Origin of the sequence: Streptomyces sp. NBC_00019 (genome assembly GCF_045041015.1) — a bacterium.
Lineage (GTDB): Bacteria > Actinomycetota > Actinomycetes > Streptomycetales > Streptomycetaceae > Streptomyces.
Map to the genome: position 1 here is coordinate 6,998,717 of NZ_CP108302.1, position 13,248 is coordinate 7,011,964.

The following is a 13,248-nucleotide window of genomic DNA, read 5'->3' on the forward strand; positions in this document are numbered from 1 at the left end:
CGCCACCCGATGACGACTTTCGCCAGCGGTACGGACACACTCACCCGCGACGCCCTGACCGTCCTCCAGCCCGGTTTCACCGGCACCACCGCCCCCGACTGGCTGCTGCGCCGCCTGGGGGAGGGGCTCGCCTCGGTGGGCCTGTTCGGCCGCAACATCACGTCCCCGGACCAGCTGTCCGCGCTCACCGCCCAGTTGCGCGCCGAACGCGACGACGTCCTGGTCGCCATCGACGAGGAGGGCGGCGACGTCACGCGCCTGGAGGTGCGGACGGGCTCCTCCTTCCCCGGCAACCACGCACTCGGCGCGGTCGACGACGTGGACCTGACGCGCGAGGTGGCCTCCGAACTGGGCCGCCGACTCGCCGCCTGCGGGGTCAACCTCAACTGGGCCCCGTCGGCCGACGTGAACTCGAACCCGGACAACCCGGTGATCGGCGTCCGCTCCTTCGGCGCCTCCGCGGACCTGGTCGCCCGGCACACGGCGGCCTACGTCACGGGCCTTCAGTCGGCCGGAGTCGCCGCCTGCACGAAGCACTTCCCGGGCCACGGCGACACGGCGATCGACTCCCACCACGCCCTGCCGCGTATCGACGTGGACCTCCCGGTGCTGATGTCCCGTGAACTCTCCCCGTTCCGCGCCGCGATCGCCGCCGGCTCCCGCGCGGTGATGAGCGCCCACATCCTGGTCCCGGCCCTGGACCCCGAGCACCCGGCGACGCTGTCCCACAAGGTGCTGACGGACCTCCTTCGCGGCGAACTCGGCTACGACGGCCTGATCGTCACCGACGGCATGGAGATGCGGGCCATCGCGGACACCTATGGCATCGAACGCGGCAGCGTGCTGGCCGTCGCCGCCGGCGCGGACGCGATCTGCGTGGGCGGCGGCCTGGCGGACGACGAGACGGTACGACGTCTGCGCGACGCGTTGGTGTCGGCGGTCCGCTCGGGCGAACTCCCCGAGGAGCGCCTGGCGGACGCGGCGGAACGCGTCCGCTCCCTGGCCCGCTGGACCGCGGCGGCATCGGCGGCCGACACGGAGACCGAGGCGGGCCCGGAGGTGGGCCTCCGCGCAGCCCGCCGAGCCCTCACCCTGACCGGCGCCGAGAACTCCACCCCTCTCACCGAACCGCCCTACGTCGCCGCCTTCACCCCGGTCGCCAACTTCGCGGTGGGCGACGAGACCCCGTGGGGCGTGGCCGCGGAACTCACCCGCCTCCTGCCCGGCACGGAGACGGGCAGCTTCGCGGGCGAGGGCGCCGGCATGGCCGCCTTGGCGGCAGCGGGTCGGCGCCGCATCGTCGCCGTCGTCCGCGACGAACACCGCCACCCCTGGATGACGGCAGCCCTGGACAGCGTCCTCCGCAGCCGCCCGGAGACGATCGTGGTCGAGATGGGCGTCCCCCAGGCTCCCGCACGCGGCGCCCTGCACATCGCGACGCACGGCGCGGCGAGGGTGTGCGGCAGGGCGGCGGCGGAGGTCATCGCGGGGGAGTAGCCGGTACGACAAGACAGGCGCCGGTTCCTTGGAAGGGAACCGGCGCCTGTCTTCGCTCACATACGGCCAGCAGCCCGCGAACTGCCCTTAGATCCCCTGCCAGTCCGGCTTGTTGGCGAACGTGTGCCGGAAGTAGTCCGCCAACTTCAACTTGGACGCCGCCCCCTCATCGACGACCACGGTGGCATGCGGGTGCAACTGCAACGCCGACGCCGGACACACCGCGGCAACCGGCCCCTCCACCGTCGCCGCCACCGCGTCCGCCTTCCCCTCACCCGTGGCGAGCAGCACCAGATGCCGGGCCTCCAGGATCGTCCCGATCCCCTGAGTGATCACGTGATGCGGCACCTGCGAGATGTCACCGTCGAAGAACCGCGCGTTGTCCACCCGAGTCTGCTCGGTCAACGTCTTGATCCGGGTCCGCGAGGCCAACGAGGAACACGGCTCGTTGAACCCGATGTGCCCGTCGGTCCCGATCCCGAGCAACTGCAGATCCACACCCCCGGCGTTCGCCAGCGCAGCGTCATACGCCTCGCACGCCCCCTGGACGTCCTCCGCCGTGCCGTCCGGTCCGATGAAGGAGGACATCCCGATCCCCAGCGGCTCCAGCACCTCGCGCCGCAGCACCGACCGGTACGACTCCGGATGCTCGGCAGGGAGCCCCACGTACTCGTCGAGCTGGGCGATCCGCGCCCGCGAGGCGTCCACCGCACCGGCCCGCACCTTCGCGGTGAGCGCCTGATAGATCGGCAGCGGTGTCGAGCCGGTGGCCACGCCGAGCAGCGCGTCGGGCTTGCGCCGCAGGAGCTGCGCCATGGCCTCGGCGATGAGCTCGCCGCCCGACTTGGCGTCCGGAACGATGACAACTTCCACGCTGGGCCTGCCGTTCTGAAAGGGCTATGTGGTTTAGACCAATTTAACAGAATCAGCTTTCCCTGCCCAGGTGAAGCGGCCCGTACGAGACGGCTGCGAACAGGTGTGGACGAGGTGCCGGGACGGACGGATCCGCACCCCGCACAGGCGTCTCCGGGCCCGGGGGAGTGGAATAGGAGAGGCCACCGGCCACTCGAGAACCGGACGCACGGCCCCACTCGGGAGGACCTCGCATGACCGCCACGACATCGGAGCCCCAGAGCGAACTCCCCGGCCGGATCATGGCCCGAGAGATGGCCGAGCAGCCTGCCGTGCTCCGCCGGATCCTGGAGGAGGGCGCCCCCGGCATCCGGCAGGTCGCCCAGGAGATCGCCGCCCGCAACCCCCGCTTCGTCCTGCTCACCGCCCGCGGCACCTCCGACAACGCCGCGCTCTACGCCAAGTACCTCCTGGAGATCCGCCTCGGCCTGCCCTGCGGTCTGACCTCGATGTCGACCACCACCGCCTACGGCGCCCGCCCCGACCTCACCGACGTCCTGGTCATCACCGTCAGTCAGTCCGGCGGCTCCCCGGACCTCGTGGCCTCGACCCGGGCCGCCCGCGAGGCCGGCGCGATCACCCTCGCCGTCACCAACAACCCCGACTCACCGTTGGCCGGCGTCTCCGAGTACCACGTCGACATCATGGCCGGACCGGAGAAGGCGCTCCCCGCGACCAAGACCTACACCGCCTCCCTCCTCGCGCTCTATCTCTTCGTCGAGGGCCTGCGCGGCGGCGACGGCGCCCCCGCGAAAACCCTGCCCGACCTCGCCGAACAGCTCCTCGCCCGGCAGGACGAGGTCCGCGCCCTCGCCTCCCGCTACCGCTTCGCCGAGCGCATGGTGATCACCTCACGCGGCTACGGCTATCCCACGGCCAAGGAGGCCGCCCTCAAGCTGATGGAGACCAGCTACATCCCCGCCCTCTCCTACTCCGGCGCCGACCTTCTGCACGGCCCCCTTGCCATGGTCGACAACGTCTCCCCGGTCATCGCGGTCGTCACCGACGGCAAGGGCGGCGAGGCTCTCCAGCCCGTCCTCGACCGACTGCGCGGCCGCGGCGCCGACCTGGTCGTCATCGGTCCCGCAGGCCAGGTCGGACAGGCATCGGCCGGCTTCGTCCTGCCCACCGAGGGCGTCCCCGAGGAGCTCCAGCCCGTCCTGGAGATCATCCCGCTGCAACTCCTCGCCTACGAGGTCACGATCGCCCGCGGCCAGGACCCGGACGCGCCGCGCGCCCTGGCGAAGGTGACGGAGACCCGCTGACGGCCGGGGCGGGCTCGGCCGGAGAGCTAGTGCAGGCTCAGCAAGGACCCCCCGGTCGCATCGATGTGCTGCCCCGTGACCCAGCGGGAGTCCGGTGACGCCAGGAACGCCACCACATCGGCCACGTCGGACGTGGTGCCGACGCGCTTGAAGACCGACACGGACTCCGCGTGCGCACGTATCGCGGGGTCGGCCAGGGCCGCGCTCGTCAGGTCGGTGTCGATGAAGCCGGGCCCGACCGAGTTGGCGGTGATGCCGCGCGGTGCCAGCTCGGCCGCGAGGGAGCGGGTCAGGGTCGTGACGGCTCCCTTGGCCATGTGGGTGGCGGCGATGGGGGAGATGGCGGCGTCCGTCGCCGCCGTGACGTTGATGATCCGGCCGTGGTCGCGCAGTCGCCGCAGGCCGTGCTTGACGATGAAGAACGGCGCTCTGGCGTTGACCGCCTGCGTCCGGTCGTAGAGCTCCTCGTCCGTCTCCTCGACGGTGGCGAAGAGCGCCATGCCCGCGTTGTTGACCAGGATGTCCAGTCCCTGCGCATGCCGGTCGAACGCCTCCCACAAGGACTCCGCGTCGCCGGGCACGCCCAGCTCGGCCCGGATCGCGAACGCGCTCCCGCCCGCCGCCTCGATCGCGGTGACCGTCTCCTTCGCCGCCGCCTCATTGCTGCCGTAGTGCACGGCGACCCGCGCCCCGTCGCGCGCCAGCCGCTCGGCCACCGCCCGTCCGATCCCCCTGCTCGCTCCCGTGACCAGTGCCGTCCTGCCCGCGAGCACACCCGTGCCACCCATGCCGACGCCCCCTCGCAATTCCCTAGCGGTCGATACAGAAAGACCGTACAACAGCGTGCCGACAATTCTCTAGCACCCGCTATAAAATGCACTCCATGGTGAGCAGCGAGGAGACGAAGGCGCAGACCGGACCCGCGGCCCGGACTCGCGGCCGGCCCCGTTCCTTCGACCGGGAGACCGCCCTGGAGAAGGCGATCCTCGCCTTCTGGGAGCACGGCTACGAGGCCACCTCGGTCTCCGACCTCACCCGGGTCATGGACATCGGCGCCCCGAGTCTCTACGCCGCCTTCGGCGACAAGCGCTCCCTCTTCGACGAAGCCGTCCGCGTCTACACCGCCCGCTACGCAGCCTTCGCCGACCGGGCCCTCGCCGAGGAACCCACCGCCCGCGCCGTGGTGGAGCGGACCCTGCGGGAAGCCGCCGCCAGGTACACGGACCCGGAGCGCCCGCACGGCTGTCTCATCGCCCACGCGGCCATCAACTGCACGACCCCGGAGGTCGCGGACTCCCTGCGCGACCGGCGCAACGCCACCATCGCCGCCTTCGAGAGTCGTATCCGGGCGGACATCGCCACCGGCGCACTCCCGCCCGGCGTCGACGCCGCCGCGCTCGCCCGCCACACCGGGGCGATCATCAACGGAATGTCCCAGCAGGCGCGCGACGGGGCGAGCCGGGCGGAACTGGAAGCGCTCGCGGAAATTGCCATGGCCATCTGGCCCCGCACATGAACCCACACGGGTTAGGCTGCGTGGTGGATGCTAGGGCGTCCGATCAGTTCTCCAGCGGGGGTCGAGCCACTTCGGGGACCCTCGGAGAACTGACAACAACGAACAGCCTCCAACGCATGGACACATCGAGTGGTCTAGTCCACAATGCGTTGCAGAGAACTGAATACACAGACTTCCGTCTTCCCCGCACAGGAAGGCGGACCGAGGAACCGGTGCTCTCTGCCCTGACTGCCCCGGCTCCTCATCCTTCGGCCGACCGGGACCGCACACCCCGCGGCCGATGTTGCTCCGGGCTGCGGTGCCGAGAGGGTTGAGGGTCCCTCTCAGGCGCCGCGGCCCGCGGGTGTTCTCAGGGCTCGTTCGGACCGGGTCGGTGTGTACGGCCGTACGATCCCCGGCGCTTTTAGGCCATCCACATACCGCCAGGTACGCTCGCACACGTGCCCTCCATGAACGAACTGGTCCGCCAGCACACCGCTCTCGACGACTCCGACCTCGAGTGGCTCCATCTGCTGGTGTCGGAGTGGCAGCTGCTCTCCGACCTCTCCTTCGCCGACCTCGTGCTGTGGGTGCCCACCCGGGACGGCGCCCGGTACGTGTCCGTGGCGCAGATGCGCCCCAACACCGGCCCCACCTCCTACCAGGACGACATGGTCGGCCACCTCGTCCCACGCGGCCGCCGCCCGCTCCTCGACGCCGCGCTCGACGAGGGCCGGATCGTGCGCGAGGGCGACCCGGAGTGGCGCGAAGAGGTCCCCGTACGGGTCGAGTCGATCCCCGTACGACGGGAGGGGCGCGTCCTCGGTGTCATCGCCCGCAACACCAACCTGCTCACCGTGCGTACCCCGAGCCGCCTCGAACTGACCTATCTGCAGAGCGCGTCGGACCTCGCGCAGATGATCGCGGCCGGATCCTTCCCGTTCGCGAACCAGCAGATGGACATGGACGCCGCCCCACGCGTCGGCGACGGCCTGATCCGTCTCGACGCCGACGGTGTCGTCCAGTACGCCTCCCCGAACGCGCTGTCCGCCTACCACCGTCTCGGCCTCGCCTCCGACCTGGTCGGCCACCACCTCGGCATGACCACCGCCGAACTCGCCCCCACCCGCGGCCCGGTGGACGAGGCGCTCGCCAAGGTCGCCAGCGGCTGGGCGCCGCGCGAGTTCGAGATCGAGTCGGGCGACGGGGTCATCCAGTTCAGGGCGATCCCGCTGAAGCCCAAGGGCACCCGCATCGGTTCGCTGGTCCTGCTCCGCGACGTCACCGAACTGCGGCGCCGCGAGCGCGAGTTGATCACCAAGGACGCGACCATCCGGGAGATCCACCACCGGGTGAAGAACAACCTCCAGACGGTCGCCGCCCTGCTGCGCCTCCAGGCCCGCCGTATCGATTCCGATCGCGGCCGCGAAGCCCTCGAAGAGGCGGTACGACGGGTCGGGTCGATCGCGATCGTGCATGAGACGCTGTCTCAGAACCTGGACGAGCGCGTGGAGTTCGACGAGATCGCCGACCGGGTCCTGGCGATGGTCGCGGAGATCTCGCCCGGCAAGGTCACCGGCCGGCGCACCGGTCGCTTCGGCATCCTCGACGCCGAGGTCGCCACCCCGCTGTCGATGGTGCTGACCGAGATCCTCCAGAACGCCCTGGAACACGGCTTTCGCGAGGGTGAAACCGGCACGGTCGAGGTCTCGGCCGTCCGCGGTGGTACGACGAAGGACGCCCGCCTCCTCGTCACGGTCCAGGACGACGGGGTCGGTCTGCCCGAGGGCTTCGACCCGCACACCGCGGGCAACCTCGGTCTTCAGATCGTACGAACGCTGGTCGAGGGCGAGTTGGGCGGAACGTTCGACATGGTTCCGGCACCGGAGGGCGGCACCCGGGTGATCCTGGACGTTCCGGTGAGCGCGAACAAGTAGGAGTGAAACGCGCTGTGTTCAGTAAACGGGCACAGCAAGAAGCCCCGGACCTGAAGTGGTCCGGGGCTCGAATGCTCGTTGCCAGCTTGTGCTGCGCATCGGGGGTACTGCGCGCTGCGGCTCGGGGGCGGGAGATGCGTACTCGCTGTACGCGCCGCCAAGCTCAGGCGGGGTGGGTGTATCAGGCAGAAGCCTGACGGGCCCGGTTGCGGGCGGCACGGCGCTTCATAGCGCGACGCTCGTCCTCGCTGAGACCACCCCAGACGCCGGAGTCCTGGCCGGACTCGAGCGCCCACTGCAGGCACTGCTCCATGACGGGGCAGCGGCGGCAGACGGCCTTGGCTTCCTCGATCTGCAGCAGCGCAGGACCGGTGTTGCCGATGGGGAAGAAGAGCTCGGGGTCTTCCTCGCGGCAAACGGCGTTGTGACGCCAGTCCATGGCTGCTACCTCTCCTTGGTATTACATGCAAGTTGCTTGTGAATGTGAACGCTTTCACGAATCCCTCAACAAGTGAAGGGCCACCGGTCAGGTTTCCCTGACGAGGTCCTGTGATTGAAGAGGGGTTCCGGTGATCTGTGGAGCCGGTGTTGCGGGCTGTCCCGATCGCCACGTAGAGACTCGCAAACCTCAGCGGCGGATACAACCCCTTCCGGAAAGTTTTTTTTGATTCCTCGGTGTCGACTAGGTCACAGCCGTACTTCCATGGGGTGGATCCTGGCCTAAACGTTCGAGTGAAAGGACTTCAGCCCTTTCTGCTCACACAATCACACGCAGTGCACGGCGTACGCCTGTGAACGTCACGCTCGTACGCAGCCCTAGGTGGTCGCCGTCCATCTGAAGGGGCAGGGGCACCTTGGAATGCAAGGTGAACTGGTCCAGGTCGTGCAGGGAGAACGCATGCTTGCCATGCGGGCCACGCTCGGGGGACGAAGTGAGCAACTGGGTGCCATACCGGGCAACCGCGGTGGTCGTCATTCGGCTGAGACCGAGTACGTCGAGGCCTTTATCGAACGAGGCCTTAGGCGACGCGTACATCGGGTGATTGCCCAGGAACGTCCACGGAGAAGTGTTCGAGACTATGGACAGCACCAGATCCGTCACCGGATCGGCGTCCGGGCGCTCCAAGGTGATCGTGCCGTGCCGGCGGTGGGCCTCGCCGAAGAACTGACGCATGGCCTGGCGGACGTACAGCGCATGCGTCGACTTCCTGCCACGCTCCCGCTGCTGCTCGACCCGGCCGACCACACCGGCGTCGAAACCGAGGCCCGCGTTGAAGGTGAACCAGCGCGCGGGCACCGCCTCGTCCTCCGTGCCGGGCGTGCCCGAGGTCAGGCCCAGGCCGACCGTGCGCTCGCTGCCGTCGCGCAGTGCGTCCAGGATCGCGCCGGTCGCCTCCACGGCGTCGTTGGGCAGGCCCAGGGCGCGGGCGAAGACGTTGGTGGAGCCGCCGGGGACCACGGCGAGACGGGGGAGCCGCTCCGGGTCGGGCCCGGCGTGCAGCAGACCGTTGACGACCTCGTTGACCGTCCCGTCGCCGCCGAGGGCGACCACCAGATCGACGTCCCGGCTCTCCGCCGCCTGCCTGCCCAGGTCGCGCGCGTGCCCTCGGTACTCGGTGGTGACCGCCTCGAGCTTCATCTCGCTCGCGAGCGCGTGGATCAGCACATCGCGCGTACGTGCGCTTGTGGTGGTAGCTGCCGGATTGACCACGAGAAGTGCACGCATGAGTTGCAGGGTACCTACTGGGTGGTACCCGGCACAGGCCGAGGTAGGGATCAAGTAAGAGATGAGCACGTGAACCTCGCCACGGAGGCACTCGCGCCCGCCGGGTGCGCCCGGCTCCGCGGGGGAGTTTCCGGGTCCGCCGGGGAGCGGTGCGCGGAGCTGCCGGGGAGGCGCCAGGGAGTGCCGACCATGGGTCCGGATCCGCCGGAGAGGCGCTCGGGCCCGCCATGGGGGCGCCGTGGGCGGCGGATACCCTTCAGAGGTGACCAGTGAGCAGACGCCCGTTCCCGAGGAAACCGTCGGTCCGCGTCCGCGGCGGCTGACCTACGCTGCCGCGCTGGCCGCGCTGGAGGGGCTCGCACTGCTCGTCGGGGGCGTGTGGATGCTCGTGGCGGGATTCACGGGTGACCCGGACAACAGGCAGACCGGTGTCACCGGCGGCATCACGGTGATCGTCCTCGCCCTGCTGCCGCTGCTCGCCGCACGGGGGCTGCTCGCCCGCCGTGGCTGGAGCCGGGGGCCCGCCGTCATCACACAGATCCTGGCGCTGCCCGTGGCCTACAACCTGCTGCAGGCCGACAGCGTGGCGATTCCGGCGGGGATCGTGCTCGCGGTCGTCGCGGTCACCGCGCTCGTCCTGCTCGTCAACGGAGAGACGACCCGGGCCCTCGGAATCCGCGGGCCCGGCAACGCCGGCGGTGCGGAGAAGTAGGGCCCGGCCCTCGGCTACTCCTCCACCAGGAGCTTCTCCCGCAGCTGCGCCAGCGTCCGCGCCAGCAGCCGGGAGACATGCATCTGCGAGATGCCGACCTCCTGCGCGATCTGCGACTGCGTCATGTTGCCGAAGAAACGCAGCAGCAGGATCCGCTTCTCGCGCGGAGGCAGGTCCTCGAGCAGCGGCTTGAGCGACTCGCGGTACTCGACGCCCTCCAGCGCCTCGTCCTCCGCGCCCAGGGTGTCCGCCACCGCCGGTGACTCGTCGTCGGTGTCCGGGACGTCCAGGGACAGCGTGGAGTACGCGTTGGCGGACTCCAGGCCCTCCAGGACCTCCTCCTCCGAGATGCCCAGCTTCTCGGCCAGCTCGTGGACGGTGGGGGAGCGGCCGTGCAGCTGCGAGAGCTCCGCCGTCGCCGTGGTGAGCGAAAGGCGCAGTTCTTGGAGCCTGCGCGGGACGCGGACCGCCCAGCCCTTGTCCCGGAAGTGCCGCTTGATCTCGCCGACGACCGTCGGGGTCGCGTACGTCGAGAACTCGACGCCACGCTCCGGGTCGAAGCGGTCGACCGACTTGATCAGTCCGATGGTGGCGACCTGGGTCAGATCGTCCAGCGGCTCGCCGCGGTTGCGGAAGCGGCGCGCGAGGTGCTCGACGAGCGGCAGGTGCATACGGACCAGCCGGTTGCGCAGGTCCGCGTATTCCGTGCTGCCGTCCTGCAGCTTGCGCAGCTCGATGAACAGCGCGCGTGCTCCGCTGCGGTCCTGAGGGTTGTGCTGAGTGGCCTGCCCGCTCTGCGCGCCCTGTTGGTCGTCTCGCTGGTGCTCGCTCATCGTCCCGCCCGTCGCCCTTCCCCGAGCCCTCGTCTCTGCTCGGACAGGGGAGACCCCGATCCGTCCGTCCAGAGGAACGCTCTGCACGGCACCTTCCTGATCCCGCTGCCCGTCGTCCAGGAGGCCGGCCTCCGGCGAGTCGTCCTCCGGATGCGGCCGGGCCTGTTCGGGGATGCCGTTTTCCCCCGTGCGTCGGGACCCGCCTGTGCCCTCGGCCGGCAGCTCCCGTGTGCCGCGCTCTTCGTCACGCACCGGCCCGTCCCCTGTCCTCACGCCGGCCCGGGTCCCGCGCCGCGCTGTTTGTAGAGGCTGATCGAAACGGTTTTGTCGTCGTCCACGGCTGAGGAGACCTTGCCCGCGAGAGCGGACAGGACGGTCCAGGCGAAGGTGTCACGCGCGGGGGCGTGACCGTCCGTGGTCGGCGCCGAGACGGTGACCTCGAGTGAGTCGTCGACAAGGCGGAAGACGCAACTGAGCACCGAGCCGGGCACGGCCTGCTGGAGCAGGATCGCGCAGGCCTCGTCCACCGCGATGCGCAGGTCCTCGATCTCGTCGAGGGTGAAGTCCAAACGGGCCGCGAGGCCGGCAGTCGCCGTACGCAGCACCGACAGGTAGGCACCCGCAGCCGGCAGCCGGACTTCCACGAAGTCCTGGGTCGCGGGCTCGCCTGCGATCTGGGACACCCTCACCTCCAAGGTGGTACAAGCTTTTCGGGGCCGAGGGTCGCCCCCCGGGGTAACGCGAAGTGTGGTTCAGCGGTGACGCTATCGCGCTCTCAACTTTCCTGTCCCCAGGACCCCAACCCCTCGGCGTCACTCACAGTAAAACTGTGGATACGCTCCGTGTCTAGGGGTCTGCGGCTCCAATTGGGAAGAACGCGCGCCGGGTTGACGTACCCAGACGTCAGACGGTCGAACCGTCGAAAACCGGAGCGGTCCGAGGTCATACGAGTACGTGGTCCACGAAGCACCATCGCCAGCTCTCACCGGGTTCGAATGTCCGCATGATCGGGTGTCCGGAATCCTTGTGATGCTCGGTGGCATGTCTGCCCGGCGAGGAGTCGCAGCAGCCGACGTGGCCGCAGTCGAGGCACAGTCGCAGCTGCACCGGGTGCCGGCCCTCGCGCAGACACTCGACACACGTGTCGCTCAGCGGGGCGGGTTCCGGGTGCGGCAGCGCGTCGGCATGCGTGCACTGTTTCATGATTGCCAGATTACGACGGCTGCGCGGAAGACCGCGCAGAAAAACGAGGGCGGGCGAAGACCATGGACGTGATGCCACTGCTGTTGCTGGTGGCGGGCAGCGCCGCTGTCGCCGCGGCGGCCCGGCGCACCCCGGTGCCGGCACCGCTGCTGCTGGTCGCCGTGGGGCTGGTGCTCTCGTACGTCCCGGGGGTCCCGGAGTACACCCTCGACCCGGACGTCGTCCTGCCCCTCGTGCTGCCCCCGCTGCTGCACTCGGCGGCCACCGACAGCTCCTACCTCGACCTGCGCGCACAACTGCGGCCCGTGGCGCTGCTGTCCGTGGGGTACGTGCTCTTCGCGACCTTCGTCGTCGGCTGGGCCGCCTACCAGATCGTGCCCGGACTGTCGCTGACCGGGGCACTCGTCCTGGGCGCGGTGGTGGCGCCGCCGGACGCGGTCGCGGCGACGGCGGTCGCGCGCCGGGTGGGGCTGCCGTCCCGGATCACCACGATCCTCCAGGGCGAGTCCCTGGTGAACGACGCCACCGCGATCACCGCCTACCGGGTCGCCCTCGCGGCCGCGGTCGGCGAGGGCGCGTCCTGGGCGGGCGGCATCGGCGAGTTCCTGCTCGCGGCGGTCGGCGGCGTCGCGGTCGGCCTGATCCTGATGGTCCCGATCCACTGGATGCGCACCCACCTCAAGGAACCTCTGCTCCAGAACACCCTCTCCCTGCTGATCCCGTTCGTCGCCTACGCCGCCGCCGAGCAGTTCCACGCCTCCGGAGTCCTCGCGGTCGTCGTGGTGGCTCTCTTCCTCGGACACCGCGCGTGGGAGGTCGACTTCGCCACGCGCCTCCAGGAGGACGCCGTGTGGAAGATGGTCGCCTTCGTCCTGGAGTCGTCGGTCTTCGCCCTCATCGGCCTGCAGCTGCGCGTCGTGGTGAAGGGCCTCGGGGAGTACGAGGGTGTCGACGCCGTCTGGTACGCGGTGGCCGTCTTCGCGGTGGTCGTCGTGTCCCGGTTCGTCTGGGTGTACCCGGCGACCTTCCTGCCGCGCCTGCTCTCCGCGCGGATCAGGGAGCGTGAGGACAACCCCACCTGGAAGGCGCCGTTCGTCATCGCCTGGGCCGGCATGCGGGGCGTGGTCTCGCTGGCCATCGCCTTCTCGATCCCCGAGACGCACGGCGGCGAGCCGTTCCCCGGCCGCAACCTCATCCTCTTCCTGACCTTCACCACCGTCATCGGCACCCTGGTCGTCCAGGGCGTCACCCTGCCCCCGCTGATCCGCCTGCTGAAGCTCCCCGGCCGCGACGCCCAGGCCGAGACCCTGGCGGAGGCCAACGCCCAGGCACAGGCCTCCCGGGCCGCCGAACGCACCCTGGACAGCCTTCTCTCCGACGAACGCAACTCCCTCCCACAACCCCTCGCCGACCGCCTCCGCACCGTCCTGGAGCGCCGCCGCAACGCCGTCTGGGAGCGCCTCGGCTCGGTGAACCCGGTGACCGGCGAGACCGTCGACGACACGTACCGCCGGCTGTCCCGGGAGATGATCGGCGCCGAACGCGAGGTGTTCGTGAAGCTGCGGGACGGGCGCTACATCGACGACGAGATGCTCCGGACCCTGCTGCGCAGGCTGGACCTGGAGGAGGCGGCGGCCTATCGGGAGGCGGCGTGACGACTTCCGTACT

The 13,248-nt window shown here is 70.0% G+C and carries 13 protein-coding genes; 6 read left to right on the plus strand and 7 right to left on the minus strand.

Annotated elements, in window-relative coordinates; genetic code table 11:
* Nucleotides 1-9: 9 nt before the first annotated feature.
* Nucleotides 10-1,497 carry a glycoside hydrolase family 3 protein gene (locus OHU89_RS33185; protein ID WP_405648398.1) on the plus strand — a complete coding sequence of 496 codons (1,488 nt, stop codon included), beginning with the start codon at nt 10-12 and terminating at the stop codon, nt 1,495-1,497.
* Nucleotides 1,498-1,584: 87 nt separating this feature from the next.
* Here OHU89_RS33185 and nagB read toward each other — a convergent pair whose 3' ends face one another.
* The gene (gene nagB, locus OHU89_RS33190; protein WP_389956917.1) at nt 1,585-2,370 is read right to left on the minus strand and encodes a glucosamine-6-phosphate deaminase; all 786 of its coding nucleotides are present in this window, start codon (nt 2,368-2,370) and stop codon (nt 1,585-1,587) included.
* Nucleotides 2,371-2,603: 233 nt separating this feature from the next.
* Here nagB and OHU89_RS33195 point away from each other — a divergent pair, with 233 nt between their 5' ends.
* Complete coding sequence (locus OHU89_RS33195; protein WP_405648400.1) at nt 2,604-3,674, plus strand: SIS domain-containing protein; 1,071 nt, start codon at nt 2,604-2,606, stop codon at nt 3,672-3,674.
* Nucleotides 3,675-3,700: 26 nt separating this feature from the next.
* On the opposite strand, the gene OHU89_RS33200 is transcribed toward OHU89_RS33195, so the two are convergent.
* Entirely contained in the window at nt 3,701-4,462 is a 762-nt protein-coding gene (locus OHU89_RS33200) for an SDR family oxidoreductase (RefSeq protein WP_405648402.1), read from the minus strand.
* A 95-nt stretch (nt 4,463-4,557) separates the two neighbouring features.
* Here OHU89_RS33200 and OHU89_RS33205 point away from each other — a divergent pair, with 95 nt between their 5' ends.
* Nucleotides 4,558-5,190 carry a TetR/AcrR family transcriptional regulator gene (locus tag OHU89_RS33205; protein ID WP_266888185.1) on the plus strand — a complete coding sequence of 211 codons (633 nt, stop codon included), beginning with the start codon at nt 4,558-4,560 and terminating at the stop codon, nt 5,188-5,190.
* A 449-nt stretch (nt 5,191-5,639) separates the two neighbouring features.
* Nucleotides 5,640-7,106, plus strand: coding sequence for a sensor histidine kinase (locus tag OHU89_RS33210; protein ID WP_405654761.1), 1,467 nt, complete (start codon nt 5,640-5,642; stop codon nt 7,104-7,106).
* Nucleotides 7,107-7,287: 181 nt separating this feature from the next.
* On the opposite strand, the gene OHU89_RS33215 is transcribed toward OHU89_RS33210, so the two are convergent.
* Together OHU89_RS33215 and OHU89_RS33220 are read right to left on the minus strand one after the other, a co-directional pair.
* Nucleotides 7,288-7,545 (minus strand): WhiB family transcriptional regulator, encoded by a 258-nt coding sequence (locus OHU89_RS33215; protein WP_016639615.1) that lies wholly within the window; start codon nt 7,543-7,545, stop codon nt 7,288-7,290.
* A gap of 318 nt (nt 7,546-7,863) precedes the next feature.
* Nucleotides 7,864-8,832, minus strand: a complete 969-nt coding sequence (locus tag OHU89_RS33220; RefSeq protein WP_046260433.1) for a diacylglycerol kinase family protein — start codon at nt 8,830-8,832, stop codon at nt 7,864-7,866.
* A 262-nt stretch (nt 8,833-9,094) separates the two neighbouring features.
* On the opposite strand from OHU89_RS33220, the gene OHU89_RS33225 reads away from it, so the two are divergent.
* Nucleotides 9,095-9,544: a hypothetical protein gene (locus OHU89_RS33225; RefSeq protein WP_365392805.1), complete on the plus strand. Its 450-nt coding sequence runs from the start codon at nt 9,095-9,097 to the stop codon at nt 9,542-9,544.
* Nucleotides 9,545-9,558: 14 nt separating this feature from the next.
* On the opposite strand, the gene OHU89_RS33230 is transcribed toward OHU89_RS33225, so the two are convergent.
* From OHU89_RS33230 to OHU89_RS33240, 3 genes are all read right to left on the minus strand, one after another.
* Nucleotides 9,559-10,629, minus strand: a complete 1,071-nt coding sequence (locus tag OHU89_RS33230) for an RNA polymerase sigma factor SigF (protein ID WP_405648404.1) — start codon at nt 10,627-10,629, stop codon at nt 9,559-9,561.
* A 17-nt stretch (nt 10,630-10,646) separates the two neighbouring features.
* Entirely contained in the window at nt 10,647-11,060 is a 414-nt protein-coding gene (locus OHU89_RS33235; protein WP_030784224.1) for an anti-sigma regulatory factor, read from the minus strand.
* A 259-nt stretch (nt 11,061-11,319) separates the two neighbouring features.
* The gene (locus OHU89_RS33240; protein ID WP_095046657.1) at nt 11,320-11,580 is read right to left on the minus strand and encodes a UBP-type zinc finger domain-containing protein; all 261 of its coding nucleotides are present in this window, start codon (nt 11,578-11,580) and stop codon (nt 11,320-11,322) included.
* Nucleotides 11,581-11,642: 62 nt separating this feature from the next.
* Between OHU89_RS33240 and OHU89_RS33245 the strand changes: the two genes are divergently transcribed.
* Nucleotides 11,643-13,235: a Na+/H+ antiporter gene (locus tag OHU89_RS33245; RefSeq protein ID WP_405648406.1), complete on the plus strand. Its 1,593-nt coding sequence runs from the start codon at nt 11,643-11,645 to the stop codon at nt 13,233-13,235.
* Nucleotides 13,236-13,248 lie beyond the last annotated feature (13 nt).